At 47.3% G+C, this 25085-nt stretch carries 28 protein-coding genes and 1 riboswitch; of the genes, 24 read left to right on the top strand and 4 right to left on the bottom strand.

Going from position 1 to position 25085, the window contains the following annotated elements:
* Window positions 1-27: 27 nt before the first annotated feature.
* From V1224_14375 to V1224_14365, 3 genes are read right to left on the bottom strand one after another with little or no spacing between them, the layout of a single operon-like run.
* A complete protein-coding gene (locus tag V1224_14375; protein ID WWR15643.1) occupies window positions 28-393 on the bottom strand; it encodes a cupin domain-containing protein in 366 nt (121 codons plus the stop codon).
* A gap of 40 nt (window positions 394-433) precedes the next feature.
* Window positions 434-2011: an autoinducer-2 kinase gene (gene lsrK, locus V1224_14370; protein WWR15642.1), complete on the bottom strand. Its 1578-nt coding sequence runs from the start codon at window positions 2009-2011 to the stop codon at window positions 434-436.
* A 25-nt stretch (window positions 2012-2036) separates the two neighbouring features.
* Entirely contained in the window at window positions 2037-2972 is a 936-nt protein-coding gene (locus V1224_14365) for a sugar-binding domain-containing protein (GenBank protein ID WWR15641.1), read from the bottom strand.
* A 308-nt stretch (window positions 2973-3280) separates the two neighbouring features.
* Here V1224_14365 and V1224_14360 point away from each other — a divergent pair, with 308 nt between their 5' ends.
* The 15 genes from V1224_14360 to V1224_14290 all read left to right on the top strand — a co-directional run bounded on the left by V1224_14360 (window position 3281) and on the right by V1224_14290 (window position 18470).
* The gene (locus tag V1224_14360; protein WWR15640.1) at window positions 3281-4801 is read left to right on the top strand and encodes an ATP-binding cassette domain-containing protein; all 1521 of its coding nucleotides are present in this window, start codon (window positions 3281-3283) and stop codon (window positions 4799-4801) included.
* A 4-nt stretch (window positions 4802-4805) separates the two neighbouring features.
* Window positions 4806-5816: an ABC transporter permease gene (locus V1224_14355; GenBank protein WWR15639.1), complete on the top strand. Its 1011-nt coding sequence runs from the start codon at window positions 4806-4808 to the stop codon at window positions 5814-5816.
* On the top strand, window positions 5813-6874 hold the full coding sequence (locus tag V1224_14350) for an ABC transporter permease (GenBank protein WWR15638.1): 1062 nt from the start codon (window positions 5813-5815) through the stop codon (window positions 6872-6874). The genes V1224_14355 and V1224_14350 overlap by 4 nt, the downstream gene beginning before the upstream one ends.
* A gap of 83 nt (window positions 6875-6957) precedes the next feature.
* Window positions 6958-8163 (top strand): substrate-binding domain-containing protein, encoded by a 1206-nt coding sequence (locus V1224_14345; protein WWR15637.1) that lies wholly within the window; start codon window positions 6958-6960, stop codon window positions 8161-8163.
* A gap of 139 nt (window positions 8164-8302) precedes the next feature.
* Window positions 8303-9184: a 3-hydroxy-5-phosphonooxypentane-2,4-dione thiolase gene (gene lsrF, locus V1224_14340; protein WWR15636.1), complete on the top strand. Its 882-nt coding sequence runs from the start codon at window positions 8303-8305 to the stop codon at window positions 9182-9184.
* A 30-nt stretch (window positions 9185-9214) separates the two neighbouring features.
* The gene (locus tag V1224_14335; GenBank protein ID WWR15635.1) at window positions 9215-10210 is read left to right on the top strand and encodes an aldo/keto reductase; all 996 of its coding nucleotides are present in this window, start codon (window positions 9215-9217) and stop codon (window positions 10208-10210) included.
* A 48-nt stretch (window positions 10211-10258) separates the two neighbouring features.
* Window positions 10259-10696, top strand: a complete 438-nt coding sequence (locus V1224_14330) for a VOC family protein (GenBank protein WWR15634.1) — start codon at window positions 10259-10261, stop codon at window positions 10694-10696.
* 21 nt (window positions 10697-10717) lie between these two features.
* Window positions 10718-12478 carry a dihydroxyacetone kinase family protein gene (locus V1224_14325; protein ID WWR15633.1) on the top strand — a complete coding sequence of 587 codons (1761 nt, stop codon included), beginning with the start codon at window positions 10718-10720 and terminating at the stop codon, window positions 12476-12478.
* A gap of 47 nt (window positions 12479-12525) precedes the next feature.
* Complete coding sequence (locus V1224_14320; GenBank protein WWR15632.1) at window positions 12526-13218, top strand: triose-phosphate isomerase; 693 nt, start codon at window positions 12526-12528, stop codon at window positions 13216-13218.
* Window positions 13219-13418: 200 nt separating this feature from the next.
* Window positions 13419-13517, top strand: a riboswitch (TPP riboswitch).
* A gap of 64 nt (window positions 13518-13581) precedes the next feature.
* The gene (locus V1224_14315; protein WWR15631.1) at window positions 13582-14265 is read left to right on the top strand and encodes a transcriptional regulator; all 684 of its coding nucleotides are present in this window, start codon (window positions 13582-13584) and stop codon (window positions 14263-14265) included.
* Window positions 14262-15119 carry a bifunctional hydroxymethylpyrimidine kinase/phosphomethylpyrimidine kinase gene (gene thiD, locus V1224_14310; protein WWR15630.1) on the top strand — a complete coding sequence of 286 codons (858 nt, stop codon included), beginning with the start codon at window positions 14262-14264 and terminating at the stop codon, window positions 15117-15119. Before V1224_14315 ends, thiD begins: the two co-directional genes overlap by 4 nt.
* Window positions 15109-15747 (top strand): thiamine phosphate synthase, encoded by a 639-nt coding sequence (gene thiE / locus V1224_14305; protein WWR15629.1) that lies wholly within the window; start codon window positions 15109-15111, stop codon window positions 15745-15747. Before thiD ends, thiE begins: the two co-directional genes overlap by 11 nt.
* A gap of 67 nt (window positions 15748-15814) precedes the next feature.
* Window positions 15815-16522, top strand: coding sequence for a LytTR family DNA-binding domain-containing protein (locus V1224_14300; protein WWR15628.1), 708 nt, complete (start codon window positions 15815-15817; stop codon window positions 16520-16522).
* A gap of 4 nt (window positions 16523-16526) precedes the next feature.
* The gene (locus V1224_14295; protein WWR15627.1) at window positions 16527-17855 is read left to right on the top strand and encodes a GHKL domain-containing protein; all 1329 of its coding nucleotides are present in this window, start codon (window positions 16527-16529) and stop codon (window positions 17853-17855) included.
* Between the two features lie 75 nt (window positions 17856-17930).
* The gene (locus V1224_14290; protein WWR15626.1) at window positions 17931-18470 is read left to right on the top strand and encodes a hypothetical protein; all 540 of its coding nucleotides are present in this window, start codon (window positions 17931-17933) and stop codon (window positions 18468-18470) included.
* A gap of 67 nt (window positions 18471-18537) precedes the next feature.
* Here V1224_14290 and V1224_14285 read toward each other — a convergent pair whose 3' ends face one another.
* On the bottom strand, window positions 18538-18861 hold the full coding sequence (locus V1224_14285; protein ID WWR15625.1) for a helix-turn-helix domain-containing protein: 324 nt from the start codon (window positions 18859-18861) through the stop codon (window positions 18538-18540).
* A 169-nt stretch (window positions 18862-19030) separates the two neighbouring features.
* Here V1224_14285 and V1224_14280 point away from each other — a divergent pair, with 169 nt between their 5' ends.
* The 9 genes from V1224_14280 to V1224_14240 all read left to right on the top strand — a co-directional run bounded on the left by V1224_14280 (window position 19031) and on the right by V1224_14240 (window position 25035).
* The gene (locus V1224_14280; protein ID WWR17495.1) at window positions 19031-19930 is read left to right on the top strand and encodes a radical SAM protein; all 900 of its coding nucleotides are present in this window, start codon (window positions 19031-19033) and stop codon (window positions 19928-19930) included.
* 95 nt (window positions 19931-20025) lie between these two features.
* On the top strand, window positions 20026-20784 hold the full coding sequence (locus V1224_14275; GenBank protein WWR15624.1) for a DUF1266 domain-containing protein: 759 nt from the start codon (window positions 20026-20028) through the stop codon (window positions 20782-20784).
* A gap of 30 nt (window positions 20785-20814) precedes the next feature.
* Window positions 20815-21006, top strand: a complete 192-nt coding sequence (locus tag V1224_14270) for a hypothetical protein (GenBank protein ID WWR15623.1) — start codon at window positions 20815-20817, stop codon at window positions 21004-21006.
* A gap of 78 nt (window positions 21007-21084) precedes the next feature.
* Window positions 21085-21441: a CidA/LrgA family protein gene (locus tag V1224_14265; protein WWR15622.1), complete on the top strand. Its 357-nt coding sequence runs from the start codon at window positions 21085-21087 to the stop codon at window positions 21439-21441.
* Between the two features lies 1 nt (window position 21442).
* Complete coding sequence (locus tag V1224_14260) at window positions 21443-22135, top strand: LrgB family protein (protein WWR15621.1); 693 nt, start codon at window positions 21443-21445, stop codon at window positions 22133-22135.
* Window positions 22135-22851 (top strand): GntR family transcriptional regulator, encoded by a 717-nt coding sequence (locus tag V1224_14255; protein WWR15620.1) that lies wholly within the window; start codon window positions 22135-22137, stop codon window positions 22849-22851. Before V1224_14260 ends, V1224_14255 begins: the two co-directional genes overlap by 1 nt.
* 21 nt (window positions 22852-22872) lie before the next feature.
* On the top strand, window positions 22873-23829 hold the full coding sequence (locus tag V1224_14250) for a DUF1848 domain-containing protein (protein WWR15619.1): 957 nt from the start codon (window positions 22873-22875) through the stop codon (window positions 23827-23829).
* Between the two features lie 57 nt (window positions 23830-23886).
* Window positions 23887-24462: a chromate transporter gene (locus tag V1224_14245; GenBank protein WWR15618.1), complete on the top strand. Its 576-nt coding sequence runs from the start codon at window positions 23887-23889 to the stop codon at window positions 24460-24462.
* Window positions 24463-25035: a chromate transporter gene (locus tag V1224_14240; GenBank protein ID WWR15617.1), complete on the top strand. Its 573-nt coding sequence runs from the start codon at window positions 24463-24465 to the stop codon at window positions 25033-25035. It begins immediately after the preceding gene.
* The last annotated feature ends 50 nt before the right edge of the window (window positions 25036-25085 follow it).

Genomic DNA, 25085 nt, shown 5'->3' with positions numbered 1-25085 from the left:
AAACTTTACATGCTGATCGGAAGACAGTTATTTGTTCAGGCGGTCATAGGGCGGATTTTCGACATCTGTCTTATCCTGTATCTGATAAGGAGCCAGAGTGGAAACCATTTTCACAGGCTCATCATAAGGATTGGCGACATAATGAACTTCCAGCGGATCAATATGGATCAACTGTCCTTCGGTCAGGGTATGGATCGTGCCGTCGACGACAATATCCACTTTACCACTCAAAATAAAGAAGTTCTCCTCCATAATCTGATGATAATGTGCCTGAAAGTGTTGTCCCGGCTGGAACTGAACGAGGGCAAAGTTGGAACGGGGACCTTTCATCAGATATTTGGGTCCGCTGTCTCCGAAGCGGTATTCTTCGTCATTTTCATGCTTGATAAACATAATATCAGTATCCTTTCTATATTAATTAGTGGTATTGTAATTACAGACCGTTTCCGGCGCCGGGCGCTGCCCACATATTTTTTGTCAGTCTCTGATTGCTGAGTTCTAACTGAGCTGCATACACCTTGCGCCATGGTTCATACATTTCTTCGTACACTTTGTGGTTTTCCATATTCGGTTCGTAGACTTTATCCCATTTGACAAGTTTTGCCGCCGCATCGGAGATGCTGGAATAAATGCCGACACCGTAACCGGCGATGATGGCAGCGCCGAGAGCAGAAGCCTCTTTCACGACCGGCACTTTCACCGGAAGACCGAGGACATCAGCTACGATCTGGCACCAGAGATCGCTCTTGGAAGCACCGTTTGCAAATACAACTTCCTTTGGAATATTGCCGGTGGCTTCCCTTACAAGCTCCATATGTCCTTTTGCGAGCATTGCCGTATTCTCGAGAATTGCCCGGTAAAAGGTGTAGCGGTTAAATTTAAGCGGGTCGAGCTCAAAATTCGTAAATGTAGGAGCGGCGTGTTTCCAGCAGATGAAGTTCATGACATCCGAGAACGTGCACATCATGCCATAGGAACCTGCGGGAATTTTTGCCGCCTGCTCGTTCATCAGATCATAAGGGTCCTGCCCGGTCTGTTTTGCCAGTTCTTTTTCCCGTTCACAGAAACCGTCGCGGAACCAGCGCATGACAAGGCCCGGCTTAAATGCGAGGGCTTCGTACTGCCATACGCCCGGCACTGCGTGGCAGTTGACGCGCACGCGGCAGTCTGGGTCTGTCTGGCCGTTGGCGGTATTGAACTCATATTGCCAGAAGCTGCCGCCAAAAATTGCCGCCTCTCCCGGATTGACAACGCCGACACCAATACATCCGAGCTGCGCATCTCCTCCGCCTGTGACGACCGGGGTACCGACGGCCAGCCCGGTATCTTCATGGCCTTTGTCAGTCACATTGGCGATCACGGTGCCGCATTCTGCCACGTCCGGGAAAATATCCGACCGGAGACTGCATTTCTCAGCGACAGCCGGGTCCCAGGTCCGTTTCTGCAGATCAAGGATACCGGTGGTGGAGCCGTTGGATGGCTCTACGGCAAGGACGCCGGTGAGCTTATAGATCAGCCAGTCGTTGAACATGCCGACGCGGGCGATTCTTGCATATACATCGGGCATTTTGTTTTTGATCCAGAGAATGCGGGGCAGCGCGCCCAAAGCATAAGTCTGTCCGGTCTTCTGGTAAATCTCCTTTTCCAGCTCCGGGTCCTGCCCGATCAGTTCCACAACCTCGTCGTTGCTGCGGGCATCTACATTGGCACATGCCCAGATTTCATTTCCCTGCTCGTCGTACATGACGAGACCTTCCCGCATACAGGTAGTAGATACTGCGGCGATCTCTGCCGGATCGATACCGGTCTGAGCAATCACGTCCCGGATGCAGCCGCTGGCGAGCTTCCAGTTATACACCCAGTCAAAATCCATGCTGCCCGGATAGCGGGGGTCCTCTTTGTGATCCCATTCCTGCTGGGAACAGCCGATCTGATTGCCTTCCAGATCGAACAAAACAGCGCGGACGCTTCCGGTTCCGGCATCGACTGCCATTAAATAGTTCTTATTCATGGTGCTTCCTCCTTATATTAATATGCTATTGTGCTTCATCCATCTGTAATACAAGTCTGGCTGTCTCCTCGTCGATGACCAGCTTGTTCAGGTAGCCTCCCTGAAGAGATGCGTGGATTACGGCAGCTTTGCTGACGCCGCCGGCAACACCGATTACATTTTTGAGCTTTTTCAATTCATCCAGAGAGATGGCGATCATTCTGTCTTCGAAAGAACAGCGGATTTTTTCGCCGTTTTCATTGATAAACTGGCTTAATATATCTCCCACTGCGCCCTGCATGCCAAGGAGCAGGAAGTCATTGGATGTCATGATTCCTCTTTTAATCAGAGTTGCTTCCGTGCTCATGCTTCCGACGCCGACAACGGTCATCGAAGAGTGCCAGATCATGTTGAAAATATCCTGGACTGGGCGCTCTCTGCGGATTGCCTGTGTCGCTTCCGGGCTCGACATGATCAGAGGAGCAGGAATGACGTGCATGTTGGCGTTGTTATTGACGGCGCGCAGATCGGGGAAATAGTAATCCACGCCACCTGTCAGACTGACGATAGAGAGCTGATGCTCGCAGGACTGGAGCAGGTTGCCCAGTGTATAGTTGAGGGTACGCCCATGCCCCCAGTTTATGTAACAGTCCTCATGGATCTGATTGTAGAGATACATGGCTGCAGCCTTTCCCACGGCCAGATCTACGTCTTTGACATTGCTGTCCACCGGGACGATCAGCACATCCTGCAGCTGCCAGCGCTGCATAAGCCTGCATTCGAGGTCCATCCGGTAAGCATGTTCCGAGCGGAAATGGAATTGGATGATCCCCTTTTGACGGGCATGTTCCAGCAGCTTGATAACGCGCATCCGGGAGATTCCCATAATGTCGGAAATGTTCTGCTGGGTCATATTTTCCACATAATAATACCACGATACCTTCAGGGCAAGGGCGTATTCAAAATCAAAACTATGACTCATAACTATACACCTCATTCGAATTACATTTGTTTTAAATATAAACAAATGATTGTTAAACTCATTATACTACATAAACGAAAAATGTCAACCGATACAGCGGGCAATATGCCGAAAATACACAAAAGAAATGGAATATATGAAGGAAAAATTTGTCGGATTGAATAATAATCTTGACATAGATTCGAGTTGGCTATATAATGTTTTTGTACGATAATACGACTTGTGTTATGATTTCTTCGGACATCATAACCGCTATAAAAGCAATAATTGTTTATGCTAAAATCATATGAAAGATGGGAGGGGCTTTTTTGGCTGAAAAGAAAGATGCGCATTTGCTGCAGATCAAAGGCGTATATAAGTCTTTTGGCATGAATGCAGTGCTGAAGGGTATTGATATGACCCTGGACCGGGGAGAGATTTTAGCTCTGATCGGTGGGAATGGCGCTGGTAAAAGTACTCTGATGAAGATCATTATGGGACTTTACTCAGAAGACGAAGGCGACATTTTTATTGACGGGAAAAAAGTGGTTTTGAATAAGCCGTCGGCGGCATTGGCAGCAGGGATCTATATGGTACCGCAGGAACCGCTGATTTTTCAGAATATGACGGTTGAAGAGAATATTCTGATCGGATTCAAGGAAAAAGCAAGTGTGCTCCATGAAACGTTGCTCAGCAAGTTGGAAGAGACCGGATTTGAACTGGATCTGACGAGAAAAGCGAGTACGCTTTCCATCGCAGAACAGGAGCTTGTGGAAATTCTTCGCGGTCTTATGAGAGAGGCGCGTATCCTGATTCTGGATGAGCCGACAAGTGCACTTACCTTTGGAGAAGTAGAGAGTCTGTTCCGGTGTATCAGAACTCTGCAGGAAAAAGGCATTGGTATGTTCTACATAACACACCGGTTGGATGAAGTTTTTGAGATCGCCACTTCCGTTGCGATCATGAGAGATGGCGCTGTGCGGGTTTCCGGGGCGATCAGTGAGTTCACCCGTGAGATTCTGGTGAAGGGTCTGCTCCCTTCAGATGCCGAAGAATCAAAAGCGGGCGAGAAGAAAGAACGCAAGGTGGTCGACTATACGAATAAGAAACCTCTTCTGCGGCTGGAAAACTTCACCGGTTATGGGTTTAAAGATATTAATCTGGAAGTATATCCGGGAGAGATTCTCGGAGTATCGGGAGTCGTGGGAGCGGGACGTACCGAGTTTGCGACTACAATCTTTGGCATGGATAAAGTGCTTGGGGGCAAAGTTTATTTGCAGGATAAAGACATTACCGGCCTGAGTACACCGGAAGTCATGGCGGCTGGCCTCAACTATGTCCCGGAAGACAGACATATCAATGGGCTTTTTAAGATGAGAGACGCTGCGGCAAACACAACGGTGGGCATCCTTCCGCGCAGGGAGATGGGGAGTTTCCTTTTGGACGTAAAAAAGGAACTGGAAGTTGCCCTTTCCTATGTCAAGCATTTCCGCACAAAAGTTACAGGGCTGAATCAGGAAGTAGGGACACTGTCCGGTGGAAATCAGCAGAAGATCGTTCTGGCACATGCGCTGGCGACAAAGCCGATGATCGTGATTCTTGACGAACCGACCCGTGGTATTGATGCGGCTGCCCGTGGAGATGTCTATAAAATCATTGAGCAATTAAAAGAAGAAGGAGTGGGCATTATGCTTATTTCTTCAGATATGGAAGAAATCATTGAGCTGGCTGACCGTACGGTATCTGTTCATCTGGGCAGGATCAACGCAACCTTTGGCCGCGATGAGATCAATCAGGATAACCTGATGGCCGCTGCTTTCGGTGTTGTAAAAGAGAAAGAGGTGGTATAGGCATATGGAGAAGATCAAAAATATTTTAAAAATTCGTGAGATGACGAGCTTCCTTTGTCTGGTAGCGCTGTTCCTCGTCGTAGGAATCGTAAATCCGACTTTTCTGCAGTTCGACAATATCATGAACTGTTTAAACGGCGCCGTTATTTATACGCTTCTGGCGGCGGGGATCGCTTTTGTTATTCTTGTAGGTGAGATTGACTGTTCGATCGGTGCGAGTCTCTGTATGTGTGCGGCGATCTGCTGTTCCATGATCCGTGACGGTTCCAATTTTGCAGTGGCAATCCTGGCATCCGTAACGGTAGGCGCTCTGATCGGTCTGTTTAACGGCTGGGGTGTGGCGATTTTGCGGATTCCGTCCCTGATCTTTACCGTAGGCGTTATGGGAACGGTGAGAGGACTTGTATACGTATATACAGACTGCAAGTGGGTAGAAAATCTTCCGCCCTATTATACACAGATTGCACAGGTCAAGGTCGGCGGATTGACCGGTATTTACATTTTTGCGCTTGTGCTGGCGTTCTTGGCCTTCTTTATTACGACAAGGACGAGACAGGGCAAATATTTCATTGCGGTAGGCGACAATGCCAATGGTGCGAATCTGGTAGGGATTCCGTCAACAAAAGTAAAGGTGATCGCCTATGTGCTCTGCGGCGTGTTCTCTGCAATCGCAGGCATCGTCTATGGCACTCGTGTTGGCTTTATCCAGCCTTCAACAGGAAATGGCTACGAGATGACGGCGATCGCTGCCTGCGTACTTGGCGGTCTGAGTCTGAACGGAGGCGTAGGTTCCATTCTCGGAAGTGCAATCGGGGCAATCATTATTTCTTCGATTTCCCGTCTGCTTGTGTTTATCGGGCTGTCTTCAAACTATAACGATGCGATCACCGGTGTGATTCTGATCGGAATCGTTGTATTTGATGCAGTGAGTCAGAAAAAGAAAGTTACGAAGACCAGACAGGAACGTCTGCTGGCACGTACCGCATCTTTGGAAGGAGGTAAGGCAGAAGCATGAGTGAAAATGAAAAGAAAACGACTCAGGAGCCGTTGATTGCCTATACAGCCCCCGCGGCAAGAATCAAGAGTGCATTTAAAAGTTGGGAGGCGTTTCTGCTCCTGCTGATCGTGGCAGAGTTTGTGATCTTTGGCACGGCGAATCCGAGATTTCTGATGACGAGAGTTATTTTCGGTTCTTTGAATGATGTTATGGCGATCTGTATCATCTCGCTGTTTGTTACATTTGTATTGATTACCGGAGGTATTGATATTCAGGCGGCCTCCATTTTGGGACTCGTGTCCATTATTATTGGTGTTGGCTGGCAGGATTTCGGTCTCAATATCTGGGTTGCGGCACTGATCGGACTGGTTTTTGCGATCGCCTGCGGTGCACTGTCCGGCTTCTTTATCGCTTACTGCGGTGTGCAGGCCATGGTCATTACGTTGGGAGGCAGCTTCCTGTATGCCGGAATTGCACTCCTTGTATCTAATTTGTCCGCATCTGCGGCATATCAGGGAATCAGTGGATTTCCGGAGTATTTTACCTTTGTAGGTAAATATAAGATCGGCGGAGTTGTGCCGATTCAGTTGATTATTTTCCTGGTACTTGCGGTGATTGCATATTTTATTCTGCACAGATCGAAATATGGCCGTAAGGTATTCCTGGTAGGTACCAATAAAGACGCCGCAGAATACTGCGGTATCAACAGCCGCCGGGTTATTATGAGCACCTATATGTTTTCCGGTATGGCAGCCGGTATTGCCGGCATCATTACGACGGCATATGTAGGCTCTTCCAAATGCGACCTCGGCAGCACGAGTACGATGTCCATCATCACGGCAGTTGTATTGGGAGGTACGCTGAGTACGGGAGGAAAGGGTTCTGTTATCGGTACGGCTCTGGCCGCGCTGGTAGTTGGTATCCTCCGGTTCGGGCTTCCGCTCTGCTTTAAGGTGAACAGCCAGTATCTGGATGTTCCAGTCGGCCTGCTTCTGATCATCGTAGTAGTGGGACGTGCGGTACTTGCATCCCCGACCATGCAGAATATGCTTGCAAAAAGAAAGAAAAAAGCATAAGCTAAGATCATGGCATATTTCAAACACGGTATTTGTGGGGAAACCCATGGATATAAAAAACAATCAAAAAGGAGAGGAAAAAGATGAAAAAAGTAATTGCGTTAGTTCTGTCTCTCGGCATGGTAGTGTCACTCCTTGCAGGATGTGGCTCCTCCGCTGGTACTGAGACAAGTGAGCCCGCTGCTGCACCTGCAGCAGAAGAAGAGGCAGCAGCAGAAGACGCTGCACCCGCAGAAGATGCGGCACCTGCAGAAGAAGAAGCTGCAGAAGCGACAACAGGAGAATATCCTGATCTGTCCGACAAACTGGTTTATTTTATTCCGAAGGTAACAGGTAACTCTTTCTTCGAGTCCGCAAATGATGGTTCTCAGGCATTTGCAGCAGACCCGTCCTGGGGATTCACGATTCAGTATGAAGGTTCTCCGAATGCTGACGTTACGGATCAGATCACATGTATCAACAATGCGATCAATGCAGGCGCTGATGCAATCGTTCTGTCTTCCGTAGATGCAACCGGTCTGGATGCAGCTATGAAAGAAGCTGCTGATGCAGGCATCGTTGTATGTACATGGGACTCCGATATTACAACTTCCGCACGTCAGATCATGGTATCTCAGGGATCTCCGCAGCAGCTTGGCGATTTCCTGATTGAGCAGGCTCTGTACGCTCTGAAAGCAGAAGGAAAAGATCCTGAGAAGGATGAGATTTCTTATGTATGGCATTATTCCAACCCTACAGTTACAGATCAGAACTCCTGGGTTGAGTCTGCACAGGCTACTATCAAAGAGAAATATCCGAACTGGACAATGGCATCACCTGATTATTTCTATTCCAATCAGGACTCTGACCAGGCAGTTTCCACAGGAGAAGCAATCCTTGAAGCTTATCCTGAAGTTGACCTGATTATGTGCCCGGACTCCACAGCTATGCCGGGTCAGGCACAGGCTATCCAGAACAAAGGTCTGACAAAGGCTGATGTTTGTGCAGTCGGTTTTGCTACACCGAATGCAGTTGCAGACTTTATCGACAATGGTATCATTGATTGTGCAGGTCTTTGGGACACAGCTATTCAGGGTGGTATTGCATGTTATGTAGGCGCTTACCTTGCAGCAGGCAATGAGCTTCATGTAGGCGACAAATTAGACATTCCTCAGATCGGTGAAGTTACTGTTGCTGAGAATGCAGAGATCGCTGAAGGCGCTGAGACAGGCGACGTGAACAACGGCGTTATCTTCCTTCCGGAGAGAACTATGTGGACAGCTGATAACGTACATGATTACAATTTCTAAAAGCGCTTGCGAGAATTGATTCCGCTTGGCTAAGCTTGGAAGAGAAGAGGGCGGTCAAGTTTGACCGTCCTCTCTTTTACTAATATTTAACAGTGAGAAACAGGATTTATTTCAAAGAGTATATGAGGAGAATGCAATAATGGCTGACTTGGAAGGATTAAAAATAGCAAAAGACTATCATGTGGACGTCCCGTTTGCAAACCAGGGTGATTTTCACGTAAAGGGTTCTAATAATTTGGATTGGGGTATGAAGAAACATCTGTCTAATATCTTTAATCCGAAGAGCGGTAAGACTGTAATGTTTGCTTTTGACCATGGATATTTCATGGGTTCTACTGCGGGATTGGAACGTCTGGACCTTGTGATTCCGACGCTTCTGGATAATGTGGACTGTCTGATGGGTACCCGCGGTGCACTTCGCTCCTGTGTGAGACCGGATTGCCGCAAGGCGATCGCGCTTCGTACGACTTCCGGTTCCTCCATGCTTCAGGATGATCTCTCTCATGAGATCGTGGCAGTGGATATTCAGGACGCTGTCCGTATGAATGCGGACTGTATGGCAGTACAGTGCTTTATCGGAGCTGACGGACAGCTTTCAAGCATTGATAATCTGTCACGTGTGATCAATGACGGTTTCAGGTACAGCATTCCGACGATGGGAGTTGTCGCTGTCGGAAAAGATATGGAACGTACGGACCGTTATTTCAAACTTGCCACCCGTATTCTTGCAGAGATGGGTGTACAGATGGTAAAAACTTATAATGTAGAAAATTTCGAAGAAGTTGTGGCAGCCTGCCCGGTACCGATCGTTGTTGCCGGTGGAAAGAAACTTCCCGAGAAGGATGCGCTTACACTCGCTTATGATGTTATCAGTAAGGGTGCATGTGGCGTAGATATGGGACGTAATATTTTCCAGAGTCAGCATCCGGTAGAGATGTGCGCGGCAGTCGCAAAAGTCGTTCATGAAGGTTATACAGATAAAGAAGCATTTGAATTCTATGAGGATGCGATCAACAAATAAGATTACATTTATATAAGGAGGAAACAATATATGGAATATATTAATTCACCCGTAGGTGCGATCTCACGTGTAGGCCTTGGTACATGGGCTATGGGAGGATGGGGCGAAGTTGTCACTTCACAGGCAGATGAAATGGCAGTGGAAACCATCAAAAAAGCAGTGGAGATGGATGTGACGCTGATCGATACTGCACCGGCTTATGGCGCAGGGCACTCCGAAAAACTGGTAGGACGTGCGTTGAAGGAAAGCGGATACCGCAATAAGGTAATCCTGGCTACCAAATGTGGTTTGAGCTGGGATGACAAAGGGACGGTATATCGTGATTCCCGTCCGGAGACTCTGAAAAAAGAAGTAGAGGCGTCTCTGGAAAGACTTCAGACTAACTACATAGATATTTATCAGGTTCACTGGCCGGATGCGGATGTTCCGATTGCAGAGACAGCACAGTGCCTGAAAGAGATTCTTGAGTCCGGAAAGATCCGTGCGATTGGTCTCTCCAACTATACAAACGCGATGATCGATGAGTGGAGAAAATATGCTCCGGTTCATTTCATTCAGCCTTCTTATAATATTTTAGAGGATAAACTGTTTGAGAATCAGATTCCTTATGCACAGGAGCACGGAATTTCCATTCTCGGATATTCTTCTCTTTGCCGTGGTATGCTGCATGGCACATATACGAAGGATACGAAGTTTGATGACGGCGATATGCGTGGTGAGAAAGACCCGAAATATCTCGGAGAGAACTTCCTCAATCATCTGGCAGCTGTTGATGAATTGAAAGAGTATGCAAAGACTCTCGGCAAAAAGGTAGACGAGATCTCCATGCGCTGGGTATTGGATAAGGGTGTAAGCTGTGCGCTGTACGGATGCCGTAAGCCGCATCATCTCGGACCGATCGCCGGTTCTACAGATTTCAAACTGACTCAGGAGCAGTGTGATTACATGTCCTATTTAGTAGCAAAACATGTGCCTGTACAGGTTGGAAAAGAGTATCTTGCACCGCCGCTTATGAGCGAACTGTAAAAATCAAAGAAGGCTGGAGGCTTTGGCCTTCAGCCTTTGTTGTTGCGGGTGACAAAAAATTATAATACCATTTGGAAAGGGGTTGGCGGGATGAAGATCGAAGCGATCAATCATATTACGATCAATATGAAAGACATAGAGAAGAGTCTGGATTTTTATGGCAGAGTGCTCGGGCTTGAAAAATTGGATGAGATCAATATGGGAGACCATTATATCCGCTATTTTGCTTTGCCGGGCGGGGTGCGACTGGAGCTTCTGGAATATTTTTATGAGACAAAGCCGGCGGTATATACGGAAGTCGATGCCGGCGTATTTCGTCATACGGCGTTTGAGGTAGATGATATTTTTAAGGCGGAACAGGAATTGAAGGCGGAAGGGATCAAGATTACGGCGGGACCTGACTACAGCGATAACCTGGGCTGCTATTTTATGCTGTTCGAAGAGCCGAACGGATGTCAGTTAGAATTTACACAGGCGAAGAAATAGAGAAAAGGGGGAATGCAGACTATGATGAAGAAGTTTGTAAATGAGCACGACAATGTTGCGGCTGAGGCGTTAGAGGGTTTTGTGGCTTGTTTTTCCAAAGAATATCGAAAGCATCCGGAAGTGAATGGGCTGATTCTGAGAAAACACAGAAAAAATAAGGTGGCGCTCGTGATCGGTGGTGGAAGCGGACATGAGCCGATGTTTGACGGCTTTGTCGGGAAAGGACTGGGAGATGCTGCTGCCTGCGGAAACATTTTTGCTTCTCCTGATCCGGGAACAATTTACAAAACAGCAAAAGCTGCCGACGGTGGAAAGGGGATTTTGTTCCTCTATGGCAACTATGCAGGAGATAATCTGAACTTTGATATGGCGGAAGAGATGTTAAACGAAGAAGGGATTCCCACGGCGCATCTGCGTGTCTGGGATGACTGTGCTTCCGCGCCGATGGAACGGCTCACGGACCGCCGCGGTATTGCCGGAGACTTGTTTATGATCAAAATCGCAGGCGCTGCCTGTGACGCAGGATTGAGTCTGGAGGAAGTGCTGAAAGTAACGGAACATGCGAGGGAAAATCTGCGCAGTATCGGAGTCGCTACCACATCTGCACATATCCCGGGTGCCGAGGAACCGATCTTTACGCTTCCCGACGATGAGATGGAATATGGAATGGGCATCCATGGGGAAAAGGGCATTAAAAGAACGAAAATGGCACCTGCGGATGAGATCACGGAATTCCTGTATGATGCACTCCAGAAGGATATGCCTGTCAAAGCAGGGGAAGAGGTGTGTGTACTCATCAACGGGCTGGGAAGCACAACTTTGATGGAAATGAGTATCATTTACCGCAGGCTGAAACAACTTTTGGATCGGGACGGCATTTCCGTATATGACTCGACGATGGGCAGCTATTGTACAACGCTTGAAATGGGCGGCTTCTCTATTTCTCTTTTGAAAATGGATGAAGAGCTGAAGAAATATTATGATATGCCGTGTGCATGTCCTTATTATTCCAAAGGTTCTGTTGCTGTTGATGACAGCGCAGCGGACGAGGAAGAAGAGGAAGAAGCGGAGCCGGAAGGCGAAAATCGTCATTATCATCCGGAAGAAGGCCGTAAATATATCGAAGGACACAAGGCGGAGATCAATGGAAACGCACTCAATACCATAGCTGCCAAAGCACTGCTTCTGAGTGTGGCCGAGGCCGTTGTGGAGGCGGAGCCGATGCTTACGAAAGTGGACAGTGCAATCGGTGACGGCGATCATGGGATCGGTATGAAAGGCGGTTTGAAAAAAGCGCATGTGGAATTACTGAAACTGGCAGATGGAGATAATGCGTATACTCCATTTACAGTGGCAGGAAATGCCATGCTGATGAGTATGGGCGGCGCATCCGGTGTTATTTTCGGCAGTATGTTCATGGCAGGGCCGAAAGGTGAAGAATCCAGGAGTGTGTTGGATGCCGGGGACATTGCCCGCATGATGCGGAAAGCGCTGGTGGCCATTCAGGAGAGAGGCCATGCACAGGTTGGCGATAAGACAATGGTAGATGCGCTTGCGCCGGCGGTGGAAGCGTTGGAGGCAAATGCAGGAAAAGGAATGTTGGAGATGCTGCGTGCGGGTGAGGCAGCTGCCCTTGCCGGTGTGGAGAGCACAAAGACTTTCGAAGCGAAATTCGGACGGGCGAAAACGCAGGCAACGACGATTGGTTTCCAGGACGCCGGTGCAACGAGCGTGTGGGTCATTTTGAAAGCGATGGCTGACTTTGTGGAACAATATGTATAAGAAAATCTTCGCACAATGGGCGAAGAGCTGGAAGATGGAGGTCCAAAATGAGTAAAGTAACGGTTCCGTTTTTATTTGTGAATCCAAAATCATATCTGTGGGGAAAAGAAAGTCTGGAATTGGCTCTGGCGGTGGATAAGATCTGTGAAGAGACCGGTGTGATGATATTTTTCACCTGTCCTTATGCGGACCTGCGTCTGATTGCAGAACATACAAAGCATGTGATCGTCACTGCACAAAATATGGATTCTTTGAAACCAGGAAGAGGTATGGGGGCTGTACTGCCGGAGTCTTTGGCCGAGGCGGGCGCAAAGGCTGTCGTACTCAACCATGCAGAGAATCAGAAGACATTGGCAGAGCTTTATGCCTGCATTAACAGAGCAAAAGAGCTGGGGATGATCACAGTCGTCTGTGCGGATTCCACGACGGAATCAAAAGCAGTTGCGCAGCTCGGGGCAGATGTCATCCTGTCGGAGCCGACGGCGCTGATCGGAACCGGGACAACGGCAGATGTCAGCTATACGATCGACTGCTGCAGAGAGATCAAGGCCGTTGATCCGGATGTGAAAGTAATGATTGCATCGGGCATTACGACAGGTGAGGACTGCTATAAAGTAGTGGTCAATGGAGCGGACGGCTCCGGCTCTACGTCAGGTATTGTCAATGCGCCGTCCCGGGCAGGGAGAGTCGAGGAGATGGTGAAGGCGATATTAAAAGCGATGGAAGACCGCGCAAAGTAAGAGAAGAACATATATACAGAGAAAGGGCTGCCGTGTCGGCTGAGATTCAGTGGAGGACAGCCCTTTTTGTGATTGCTGTTTTCGCTTTTATCGTAAAGATATTCTGAAAACTATTGATTTTTTATCAGGCATTGTCTATACTATTTCATGTACAGAGAGGTTATAAATACCTTTCTGACTTTCAACTGAATCATAACGAGATGTGTTTGCGAGGGAACTGGATAAGTTGAAAAAGGTTAAGACCTGACCTCTGGACCTGTCGGTTAATACCGGCGTAGGGAAGCAATTTCTTACGCCGTAGTGTGTATGAGAGAGCTTCTGATTTATCAGAAGTTTTTTTATTGTTTACAGGAGGATGGAAACATGGAATTTATAAGAAAAATCATAGGCGACAATATTCCGATATGGGATCAGTGTATGGATACGCCATTTGTGCAGGATATGAAAAGCGGAAGGCTGTCTCTTGAAAACTTTAAAGAATATATGATACAGGACAGCATCTATTTAAAACACTATGCCCGTATCTATGGAAAGGCAATCTACCATGCGGTTACATTAAGAGAGATTCGAATTTATCATTTCATGATGGACTTTGTGACAGAGCAGGAATCGACGGTGCGTCTGCATTACCTGGAGCAGTTTGGTATCACAGATGACGAGATAGAACTGATCACCCCGTTGCCGGAAAACAGAAATTATCTTGATTTTATGTACACAGTTGCAGAGCGGGGTGATGGATGCGAAATACTGATGGCGGTACTGCCCTGTATGTTAAGCTACAGCTATCTGTTCCGCAGACTCTCGGCCAAACCGGAGAGCTGGAAGTCAAAGTACCGGGACTTTATAGATGACTATGCGGATGACAGGTATGCTGAAAATTGCAGACAGTGGTGTATATTCGCGCAGCAGAAATGCGGAGCGCTTTCAGGGACAGAACAGGAAAAATTAGGACATATATTCAAAAGAGCCAGTCTCCTCGAACTGGATTTCTGGAATATGGTTTACCGAAAGCATACGGGAAAGAGAAAGGAGAAAACAGAATCATGAAAAAGGTTTTGAGCATTGCCGGGTCCGACTGCAGTGGTGGCGCAGGGATTCAGGCGGATTTAAAAACGTTTTCTGCACAAGGGGTATTTGGTATGAGCGTTATCGCCTCCGTAGTGGCGGAAAACACAAGCAGAGTACTGGATATTCAGAATGTCACGCCGGATATGGTTGGCAGACAGATGGATGCTGTTTTTGAAGATATAGAAGTGGACGCCGTCAAGATCGGGATGCTTTCTGCGTCTGAGAATATGAACGAAGTCGCGAAAAAACTGAGAGAGTATAATCCTCCTCATGTAGTGATCGATCCTGTTATGTATGCCAAAAACGGCTGCCCTTTGATGGCACCGGCCTCAATACGGACGCTGATCGAGCGGATAATTCCACTTGCCGAGGTACTGACGCCGAATATTCCGGAGGCGGAAAAAATCACAGGAACTAAAATTGAGTCACTTGCAGATATGGAACACGCGGCAAAACAAATCTGCACAATGGGTTGCAAAGCGGTTGTCGTCAAGGGTGGCCATGCCCAGCACAGCGCAGTCGATATTTTATATGACGGCAGTACGATCCGTTATTTTGATGCGCCGCGCATTAATACGAAAAATACACATGGCACGGGCTGCACCTTTTCGGCGGCGATCGCTTCCCAGCTTGCCAGAGGAAGGAATCTGCACACTGCGGTTGAGAAAGCAAAGGCTTATGTGACGATGGCGATCCGGCATTCTCTTGCCATCGGGAAAGGCTGTGGCCCGACCCATCATTTCCATGATCTCTATAAACACGGACTGAGAGAGGAAACGAACACAGAGGCAGCGATATTATGTCAAAAGCAGGGAGGCATCGATGAAAGTTGATTATACGTTATATCTTGTAACAGACCGTTCATGTATGAGAGCCAGTACTCTGGCAGATGCAGTGAAACAGGCGATCATTGGCGGCTGTACGATGATACAGCTTCGTGAGAAAAATAGTTTTGCCTCTTACTTTTATGATCTGGCATTAGAGATTAAGCAGGTGACGGACTATTATGAGGTGCCGCTGATCATCAATGATCGTGTGGATATTGCGATGGCAGTCGGCGCAGCCGGGGTACATATCGGACAGAGCGATCTTCCGGCAGGAACAGTCAGGAAGATAATTGGCAGGGAAATGCTGCTCGGTGTCTCTGTGTCATCTGTCGGACAGGCGCAGAAAGCTGTCAATGACGGAGCGGATTATCTGGGAGTGGGCGCAATGTTTCCGTCAGAGACCAAGACGGACGCGGTCCGGGTATCAATAGAAGAACTCAGGCAGATACGCCGGATGGCACAACTGCCGATCGTTGTGATCGGGGGCATCTGTAAAGAAAATGTCGGACAATTTGCTGCAATGGGGATTGATGGTCTGGCAGCCGTTTCTGCAATTCTTATGCAGGACAATATCAGCCTGGCGGCGGCTGAGCTGAAGTCCTTATTCTATCTGCATCGCTCACAGGACCTTTGACGGCAATTCTGTTGCGTATCTCTGATTAGAAATGATATAATACTAGACTCAGAAAAGAGGCGCTACTATGATTAATATTGCAATCTGTGACGATGAACAGCAGATGTCAGATCACATCAGAAGAATGGCACTTGATTTTTTCCAAAGTAAAAACAGGCAGGCGGTGGTCTGCCAATTTTCGTGTGGGGAAGAGCTGCTAAAGTATGACGGAAAGATCGATATTTTATTTCTGGATATTCAGATGAAAGGGATCAATGGAATGGAAACGGCCAGGCGACTGCGGCAGCATAATTTTCACGGATTTCTGATCTTTATCACGGTCCTGAAGGAGATGGTGTTTCGTTCTTTTGAAGTTCAGGCGTACGATTACCTGGTGAAGCCGCTGCGGGAAAAACAATTTGTGAAAACAATGGAACGGCTGTTTTGTTCATTCGGCGATGACTGTGACAAGAGTCTGCTGATTCGTAAAAGAAATGAGACGATTCTGCTCCCTTTTCAGGAGATCATTTTCTGTGAAGTCATCGACAGAAAAATATATGTGCATACAGTGTCAGCGGAGGTTTTTGACTATTATGAGAGAATCGATCGTCTGGAAGTAGTGGTGGATGACAGATTTTTCCGGTGTCACAGAAGTTATCTGATCAATCTGCAATATTTAAAAAGTTATAAAAACGGAATGGCTTATATGGAAGGCGGCAGAGAGATACCGGTGTCACGGCAGCGAGGCAGAGAATTTTCCGGCGTCATTCTGCGATATATGAAAAAATGGAGATGATGGAATGGAAGTCTGGACGGATTTTTTCCACAGGTACTTGACAGGCGGTATACAGATGCTCACAGGCTTTCATTTTTTTATGAAATGCCTGCATACGAAAAGGAAAGCGGTGTCTCAGTTATTACTGATTCTGCCCGGAATTTTGATTCTGACAGTGGTTCCTGCGGGCGGTATCGCTGAATTTGCCGCATATGTACTGCTGCTAATAGCGGGAGGAATGCTGACTGGCAGAAATCGGCCGGCTGTTATTTTGTATGCGCTGACGACAGTCGAGATCATGCAATTTAGCAATGGCATTTTTAATTCAATATCGGATATTATATGTCCGCCGCTGTTTTCCTCGGCGAGGGAGGCTGTCAGCGTTGTCACTGTCGTATTGGGTGTCCTGGCACTGCTGATGTCAGCGTTTTGCTATCACATCATAGAGCGATACTGTATGCCGGAGAAAGCGACGGCAAACTGGTATTTACTAATCATACTGGTTCCGTCACTGCTCATATTTCTGACAGGCCTGTATTTTGATTTTGTAGTCTATGGGAACGCAGGCATGACAGACAGCGCTGCATATACAGGAAATCCGCAGCATTACCAGGTACTTTTATTACAGCTTTTGGGAATCCTCAGTCTGTTTTGTATCATCTATGTCTATAAGAAGCTGGCAGAAAGTTTTCATATTCGCACTAAGTTGTCTCTTCTGGAGCAGGAGGGGTGTTACCTGCAACAGTATGTGGAGGAAGCGAGAACGCGATACGAAAATACCAGATCGCTACGGCACGATATACAAAATCACATATTGGTCATAAAGGAACTTTTAGAGGATGCCAGGCCGGAGGCAGCGCTTGATTACATCCGCGACCTGCAGGGGTTGACGGAGAACGCCTCTTTTCGCTATAGTACGAACAATCCGGTTGTTGACGTGCTTATCGGGAATAAGCTGGGGATCGCCCGGGATAAAGGCATTGAGGCGTTGTGCAGTCTTTGTCTGCCTCACCCCTGTCCGGTCAGTGATATTGACTTTTGCATCATATTGTCAAATGCGTTGGATAATGCGATTCAGGGGTGCCAGGATATGCGGGAAGGCATGAAAAAGTATATTCATGTGTCGGGAAACATCCAGGGGGATTTTATATTGCTGGAAGTTGAGAACAGTTTTCAGGGAAAGACTTCCGTTCAGTGGGGAAGAGGACTGTTGAATATTAAGGCAGTTGCAGAAAAGTATGATGGCGCCGTGGATGTGAGGATACAGGATTCTGTCTTTGTATTAAGCGTATTACTTGTCGTTTCACAGCCTTGGGAGAGCAGTCCACAGCATAACGGTTCAGAGAGTGTCTGAGATGGACGAAAAAAATATGGAACGGTTCCAATGGAATCAAGGCAGCCAGACGGTAAAGAAAAGGAGGACGACCATATGGCAATGGAGATTAGCAGAGGCTACGATCACTACGGGATGAACCATGCGGGGCAGAAGAAAGTAGAATATGAAAAAGCGGTGGACAAGGAAATGAAATCGGTACAAGATCCGGAGAGAACAAGAGCATTCGACGCGGCGCTCATGCCAGGAGACGAATATATCAGCAGCGGGAATGCGGATAGAAAACCAAGCGGTCTGTACCGATTAGAGCAGGATGAGAATGGCAATCGTAAGATTTTGTATGATGATCCCAGAAAGGCAGAGCATTCCCGGGAACGCGGGCGGTCTGAAGGGATTTCGAATGAGTCTCAGGAGCCTGTGAAAAAAGCTCAAGTGAATACGGACCGGGCAGACAGAGAGATCGAAAGACTAAAGGAAGAGAAAATGCGTCTGGAGCAGCAGATCAGGGCAGCGGCGGATGATGAAGAAAAGGTCACTGAGATCAGAAAAAGGCTGGCACAGATCGAGAGTGAACTGAGCCGGAAAAACAATGATACTTATCGGATGCAAAACAGCACCAAGTCTTTTTTGTGCTGACCGGACAGGGAAATTATTTCCCTGTTCGGTCAGGGATCAAATGATACTTGCCATACACTTCATGTTCTTATAGATTCTCATCTCCCCATTGCTTCATGTGTTCAAAAACGGGAATGAAACTTTTTCCCAAATCAGTCAGATTATATTCTACATGAGGAGGCACCTCCCTGTAGTCGTGACGGGAAATAAAGCCGTCTGCTTCCAGTTCGCGAAGCTGCTTTGTCAGGCTTGATTCGGTAATCTCTCCGATCTGTCTGCGTAGTTCGCCGAAACGATGAAGATCGCGGAATGTAATATAATAAAGAATCTCGATCTTCCACTTACCGCTTAACATTTTCTGTATAGTGGAAATCGTTTTACAGCGTTCGACTGCCAATGGACTTTTCTTCATACTATTTGCTCCTTTTTCAGAAAGTATATCACATCCTTTCCGAAAAAGAAATGTACATAAGTAAATTAATATACTATTAAAAAATACAGTACTTGTAAAGAGAGAGTACAACTGTATAATAGTCATAAACAATAGAAAATGAGATATGGAAAAGGAAGGAGCGGTGTTTATGCACTATACGGGAACGATCTGGAGGCCGCCATATGAAGCAGCATCACTACTACTGGAAGTAACGGCGGGCTGTACTCATCATAACTGTAAATTCTGTACGTTATACAATGATTTGCCGTTTCGGTTCAGAATGTCCCCACTTGAGGAGATCGAGAGCGATCTGCAGGAAGTGGGAAAGGTGGTCCAAGGCCGCAGACATCATGGAATCAACCGGGTATTTCTGACAGGAGCCAATCCATTTGTCCTGTCGTCTGATAAACTGGCGGCAATCGCAAAGCTGATCCACAAATATCTTCCGTCGGTGACATCTATTGGCTGTTTTGCAAGAATTACAGATGTAACACCAAAAAGCGATCAGGAACTTGCAGAGCTTCACGATATAGGTTATGACGGTCTGACAATAGGGATGGAGACAGGTGACGATGAAGCGCTGCGGTTTATGAACAAAGGCTATACTGCGTCGGACATCTCTGAACAATGTCATCGACTGGAAAACGCGGGCATTCAATACAGCTTTTTCTACCTAGTCAGCATTTCCGGGGCAGGACGTGGAGAGACCGGAGCAAAACTGACTGCGGAATTATGCAATCAACTGCATCCCACACTCATCGGAGCAAATATGCTGACGATCTATGCAGATTCTGAACTCTATGCTGAGATACAGCGGGGAAACTGGCAGGAGGAAGGTGAACTTGAAAAGTACAAAGAGGTACGGACTCTCATTGAAAATTTACGAATACCGACGATATTTGCGGCAATGGGAGCCTCTAATGCGTATCAGTTCCACGGAAAGCTGCCGAAAGACAGGAAAAAGCTATTATCCTTTCTCGATCGGATTATAGAAGGAGTCAGTGAGCAGGAACTGCGGCGTTACCGGGAGACTGTCCATCACCTGTGAGAGCAGAGTGATTTTTGCGGGAGGCTTGCAAAACAGGTACCATGCCGATATAATAAAAAGATATATTGGATTATCATAAAAGGATGGTACATATTATGAATGCGTTACTGGGAATTTTAGGTATCTTTGTTGTGATCCTGATCTGTCTGGCTTTTATGGTCGGTGCGATATGCAGCATAGAGATCTGGAGAAAGCGGATGGAGGTCATGGTGGGAAAGGATGCACCGCAGGCAAGAAAAACACTGACACCTACCCAAAAATTCATCCTGGCGGCAAGTTCGCCGGTGATTGGCAATAATTACAAATGTGTGATTGACATCTGGGATACGCATTTGTCGGATGAGGAAGTGGACAAAGTCATTCAGCTGTTTGAATGGGGCTGGGGCGAATTTACTTATGAAAATGCCAAAAGCATGGCGGATGACTGTCTAAGCCGTGGACATAACACCAAATATATTGAGTATTGTAGCGCAGGAGGAGCGCCGGACTCGCTGCCTTCTCAGTATACAGATCTGCAGCTTCAGCTTTTACAGGAGATGAAACAGCGGTATCCCAAACAGGGAATGCTTGCGTGGGATCTTGTGAGAACGCTTTCCCTCGTGGGCGGGGCCTGTATGGGAGGTATCATGACATATGAGGAAGCAGTGACGATCGCTTTTCATGTCTGCAAACGTCTGCAGGAAAACTTCTCGTCATGGGATGACATGGTTGGCAGTTATACGCTGGGCTATCAGTTCTGGCGGGGTGAGCGGGCAACGGACAGGCTGAACTATTATAAAAAACTGAAAAAGACATGGATATACAAAATACCATGGAATACCGAGCTGCGGGAAAACGAGTTGGGGATTTTTTGATTCCGGGCAGCTATGGAGGAGGACAACGGCATGTCGATTGAAAGAGTACGGACATTTTTCAGAAACTATGGAATCGAAGACAGGATTCAGGAGTTTGACACTTCAAGCGCCACAGTGGAGCTTGCCTGCAGGAGTTCCAACAGCGCGATAGAGCTCACTGTAACCGAACTGGAAAAATATGCCGGACCTGTGGACTGGGTGGATGTATGTAAAGGATATTGATAAAATGGCAGGCCGTTGACGGGCCTGCTTATTTATGCTACATTAAATTGGTAGTACCATTTAAGAGGAGGGATTGACTTGAAATACGTCAAACAGTTTGGAATTATATTATTATTGTCATTTCTCGGGGAAATCTTACATGAAGTTTTGCCATTGCCGATCCCCGCAAGTATCTACGGGATTGTGATACTTTTTTTCTGTCTGGAACGAAAGATCATTCCGGTCTCTGCGGTGAAAGAGACGAGTGTCTTTCTGATCGAGACTATGCCGGTGATGTTTATTCCGGCAGCGGCAGGGCTTCTTGAGTCCTGGGAAACGATAAAAGCGGACTGGATCTCATATACTGCGATCACATTCGTTTCCACATTTGTGGTCATGGTTGCGGCAGGCAAAGCAGTGCAGTTTGTGATGAGACGGAAAAAAGAGAGGCAGTAATATGAACGAATTTTTTGAAACTTCAATATTTTTTGGTGTGTGTATCACGCTGTTCTCCTATGGGATTGGACTTGCGGTCAGGAAAAAGTTAAAACTTGCGATTTTTAATCCCCTGTTGATTGCGATCATTGTTACGATCCTGTGTCTGCTCAGCTTCCGGATCGACTATCCTGTCTATGAAAAAGGGGCAAAGTATGTCAGCTTTTTACTGACTCCGGCAACGATCTGTCTTGCAGTACCGTTGTATGAACAATTAGAGCTGCTGAAGAAAAACTGGCAGGCTGTGTTTGCCGGCATTCTGTCCGGCGTTTTTTCAAGCCTTTGCTGTATATGGCTCCTGGCCGGACTGTTTCGCCTTGATTATGCCTCTTATGTGACACTGTTGCCGAAGTCAATTACAACCGCAATCGGGATGGGGGTCTCAGAAGAACTTGGAGGGTATGTGCCGATCACAGTGGCAGTCATTGTTGTCACCGGTGTAATCGGAAATATGTTTGCAGAGACAGTCTGCCGGATTTTTAAGATCGGGGAACCGATTGCCAGAGGGATTGCGATTGGCACTTCTTCTCATGCGATCGGGACGGCAAAGGCAATGGAACTGGGTGAGGCAGAGGGCGCGATGAGCAGTCTTTCGATCGTTGTCTCCGGTATTCTCACAGTGATTGGAGCCAATATTTTTGCCGGATTTATGTGATGAAAGAATGTGTGAAAGTAATGGAAGAGAGAGAATATCAAAAGGTGATTGCGTACCTTTGCGAACTAGTGAAAACAGGGGAACTGGAGATTGGCTCAAAAATTCCCACAGAAAGAAACCTGGCGGAGCTGTTATCGGTTGGACGCGGATCGACGAGGGAAGCGCTGCGGATATTGGAGAGTATGGGTATACTGATATGCAGGCAGGGCTCCGGAAATTATATCGCAGGGAATCCGTCCAAAACAGTCTCAGGAATGATCGAGATGATGCTCTTGCTGAGACAGATCCGTAAGGAGGAAGTCATTCAGTTTCGGCGTGACATGGAGAAGGCGATCTGCAATACGATCATAGAAAGAGGAAGTATGGAGAGATGGCGTGGGCGGATTGAAGAAATTCTTGCAGTGGACACAGATTATCAGTCTCTGGAAGAACAGATCGAGGCAGACCGCAAGTTTCATTACAGGCTGATCTTGGCAACGGAAAATCAATTATGGCTCTGCATTTCCGAGGCGGTCGTTGACATTTATCAGCACTGGATCGAAAGGGTACTCAGAGAGGCGCCGCCGGAAGTTAAGCGTGAATTACATCAGTCACATATGGCGATGGTTTCCGCGTTGGCGCAGGGCTCAAGAGCCGGTGTTGAGGCGGCGATTGACAGACATTATGATCTGGCAGACAGAGAACTGAGAAAGACAGAACTCATTGGCGGCGACTGAAAAGATCCTGGAGGATACCGTATGATTTTAAGCGCAAGCAGAAGGACAGATATACCAAACTACTATTCCCGGTGGTTTCTAAACCGGCTGAGGGAAGGTTTTCTCTGTGTGAGAAACCCTTGGAATACACGGCAGGTCAGCCGGATTTCCTTATCCCCGGAAGTTGTCGATTGCATTGTGTTTTGGACAAAAAATCCGGCCGATATGATAAAGTATCTGGAGTATCTGGAGGATTACACCTATTATTTTCAGTTTACGCTCACAGGATATGGCAGAGAACTGGAACCGGGCCTTCCCGATAAAAGAGGGGAATTGCTCTCCACGTTCCGGACATTGTCCGAGAAAATCGGCAGGGAGAGGGTAATCTGGCGTTATGATCCCATACTATTTGACGAGCGGTATACAATGGCATATCATCTGAAGGCATTTGAGCGAATTGCCGGACATCTGGCTGACTACACCGAGCGGGTGGTGATCAGCTTTCTTGACCTGTATGCAAAAACACGCCGCAACCTGAACGGGTTTGACAGCGCAGCGATGACAGCGGAAAATATGACTGCTCTGGCGGGAGAGATGGCACAGATCGCTGCAGGCCGTCATCTGACGATCGAGAGCTGTGCAGAACAGATCGATTTGCACAGCGTTGGCATTGAACATGGAAGCTGCATTGACCAGAAATTGATCGAACGCCTGGCGGGCTGCAAACTGAAAGGAAGAAAAGATAAAAACCAGAGAGAAAGCTGCCGGTGTCTTGAGAGCGTGGATGTGGGCGCATACCATACATGCCTCAACGGCTGTAAATATTGTTATGCCAATGACAGCGATGAAAGGGTGAGAAAAACGATTAGCGTATACGACGAAAATTCTCCGCTGCTGTGTGGAACGATCAGGGCGGATGACAGGGTCTTAAACAGAGAGGTGAAGTCTTTGCGGGACAGACAGATCAGTCTGCTTGATTTTTTCGACAAAACTCTCTAAAAATAAAATAACCGTCTGTGGGAGAAACTAGATAGAAAAAATCTGACGGAGGTTATCATGAAAAAGGATTACGGTAAACTATGGACACTGTTCCGATCTATGTTTATTTTGAGCGCCTGCACGTTTGGCGGGGGATTTGTCATTGTTTCTCTGATGAAAAAGAAATATGTTGAAGAATTAAAATGGCTGGAAGAGGAGGAAATGCTTGATGTGACAGCAATCACACAATCTGCTCCCGGGCCATTGCCGGTCAATGCCTCGGTCATCATCGGCTACCGCATCGCCGGTGTGATCGGTTCCCTGACAGCCATTCTGGGCACAATATTACCGCCGATGGTAATCATTTCCATTATTTCGCTTTTTTATGACCAGTTCCGCACGAATCCTTATATTGCCGTGGCACTGCAGGTCATGCGGGCCGGTGTAGCGGCAGTTATCTTTGATGTCGTGATCAATCTGGCGGGGAATGTGTTAAAGACAAAGAGAGTCTTATATATTATGATGATGATCGTTGCATTTATTGCAACCTATATTCTGGATGTCAGCGCAATGATTGTGATACTGACCTGTCTGGGAATCGGACTGATTGACCTGCTGTTTACACTCAGAAAAAAGAAAGGAATGGTGGCATAAATGTTATTGATAAAACTGTTCTTCGCTTTTATTCAGGTCGGCCTGTTCAGCGTGGGCGGAGGCTATGCGGCGATCCCACTCATTCAGGAGCAGATTGTAAACATTCACGGGCTGCTGACAATGGAGGAATTTTCCGATCTGATCACGGTGGCCGAGATGACGCCGGGACCGATTTCTATCAATTCGGCGACATTTGTAGGCATGCGGATTTCGGGTATTCCCGGAGTGCTGCTCTGTACGATCGGCTGTATTATCCCGTCGTTTTGCATTTGCCTGATCCTGGCACATTTTTATTATAAGTATCGGACGGTGAGCGGGGTACAGGTTGTTCTCGGGGCCATGAGGCCTGCGGTGGTGGCATTGATCGCCTCGGCGGGCGCCTCCATATTAATGCTGGGGTTGTTTGAGGCGGAGATTGATGAGATCATATTGGCGGATGTTAGGATCGTGGAGCTGGCGATCTTTATCGTGGCGCTGTTTCTGCTGCGGAAGTTTAAGACAAATGCCATCACGATCATTTTAGGCAGCGGCGTCGTGGGAACGATCGTATATGCACTGATGGGAGCAATTTAATAAGTAAAATATTTAGCGGAAATCACTTGCATTATCTGAAGTTGTGTATT

The organism is Lachnospiraceae bacterium JLR.KK008 (genome assembly GCA_037015955.1).
GTDB lineage: Bacteria > Bacillota > Clostridia > Lachnospirales > Lachnospiraceae > VSOB01.
This window is presented reverse-complemented; position numbering and strand designations above follow the sequence as displayed.

What these genes read in the sequence shown, in the direction of transcription:
- V1224_14270 (WWR15623.1), top strand. Translation starts at nt 20,815, where the DNA reads ATGTCGATTGAAAGAGTACGGACATTTTTCAGAAACTATGGAATCGAA.
- V1224_14295 (WWR15627.1), top strand. Translation starts at nt 16,527, where the DNA reads ATGGAAGTCTGGACGGATTTTTTCCACAGGTACTTGACAGGCGGTATA.
- V1224_14355 (WWR15639.1), top strand. Translation starts at nt 4,806, where the DNA reads ATGGAGAAGATCAAAAATATTTTAAAAATTCGTGAGATGACGAGCTTC.
- V1224_14350 (WWR15638.1), top strand. Translation starts at nt 5,813, where the DNA reads ATGAGTGAAAATGAAAAGAAAACGACTCAGGAGCCGTTGATTGCCTAT.
- V1224_14290 (WWR15626.1), top strand. Translation starts at nt 17,931, where the DNA reads ATGGCAATGGAGATTAGCAGAGGCTACGATCACTACGGGATGAACCAT.
- lsrK (WWR15642.1), bottom strand. Translation starts at nt 2,011, where the DNA reads ATGAATAAGAACTATTTAATGGCAGTCGATGCCGGAACCGGAAGCGTC.
- V1224_14335 (WWR15635.1), top strand. Translation starts at nt 9,215, where the DNA reads ATGGAATATATTAATTCACCCGTAGGTGCGATCTCACGTGTAGGCCTT.
- V1224_14255 (WWR15620.1), top strand. Translation starts at nt 22,135, where the DNA reads ATGAAAGAATGTGTGAAAGTAATGGAAGAGAGAGAATATCAAAAGGTG.
- V1224_14250 (WWR15619.1), top strand. Translation starts at nt 22,873, where the DNA reads ATGATTTTAAGCGCAAGCAGAAGGACAGATATACCAAACTACTATTCC.
- V1224_14315 (WWR15631.1), top strand. Translation starts at nt 13,582, where the DNA reads ATGGAATTTATAAGAAAAATCATAGGCGACAATATTCCGATATGGGAT.
- V1224_14275 (WWR15624.1), top strand. Translation starts at nt 20,026, where the DNA reads ATGAATGCGTTACTGGGAATTTTAGGTATCTTTGTTGTGATCCTGATC.
- V1224_14245 (WWR15618.1), top strand. Translation starts at nt 23,887, where the DNA reads ATGAAAAAGGATTACGGTAAACTATGGACACTGTTCCGATCTATGTTT.
- V1224_14240 (WWR15617.1), top strand. Translation starts at nt 24,463, where the DNA reads ATGTTATTGATAAAACTGTTCTTCGCTTTTATTCAGGTCGGCCTGTTC.
- V1224_14320 (WWR15632.1), top strand. Translation starts at nt 12,526, where the DNA reads ATGAGTAAAGTAACGGTTCCGTTTTTATTTGTGAATCCAAAATCATAT.
- V1224_14280 (WWR17495.1), top strand. Translation starts at nt 19,031, where the DNA reads ATGCACTATACGGGAACGATCTGGAGGCCGCCATATGAAGCAGCATCA.
- V1224_14365 (WWR15641.1), bottom strand. Translation starts at nt 2,972, where the DNA reads ATGAGTCATAGTTTTGATTTTGAATACGCCCTTGCCCTGAAGGTATCG.
- V1224_14260 (WWR15621.1), top strand. Translation starts at nt 21,443, where the DNA reads ATGAACGAATTTTTTGAAACTTCAATATTTTTTGGTGTGTGTATCACG.
- V1224_14375 (WWR15643.1), bottom strand. Translation starts at nt 393, where the DNA reads ATGTTTATCAAGCATGAAAATGACGAAGAATACCGCTTCGGAGACAGC.
- V1224_14285 (WWR15625.1), bottom strand. Translation starts at nt 18,861, where the DNA reads ATGAAGAAAAGTCCATTGGCAGTCGAACGCTGTAAAACGATTTCCACT.
- lsrF (WWR15636.1), top strand. Translation starts at nt 8,303, where the DNA reads ATGGCTGACTTGGAAGGATTAAAAATAGCAAAAGACTATCATGTGGAC.
- V1224_14300 (WWR15628.1), top strand. Translation starts at nt 15,815, where the DNA reads ATGATTAATATTGCAATCTGTGACGATGAACAGCAGATGTCAGATCAC.
- V1224_14345 (WWR15637.1), top strand. Translation starts at nt 6,958, where the DNA reads ATGAAAAAAGTAATTGCGTTAGTTCTGTCTCTCGGCATGGTAGTGTCA.
- thiE (WWR15629.1), top strand. Translation starts at nt 15,109, where the DNA reads ATGAAAGTTGATTATACGTTATATCTTGTAACAGACCGTTCATGTATG.
- thiD (WWR15630.1), top strand. Translation starts at nt 14,262, where the DNA reads ATGAAAAAGGTTTTGAGCATTGCCGGGTCCGACTGCAGTGGTGGCGCA.
- V1224_14325 (WWR15633.1), top strand. Translation starts at nt 10,718, where the DNA reads ATGATGAAGAAGTTTGTAAATGAGCACGACAATGTTGCGGCTGAGGCG.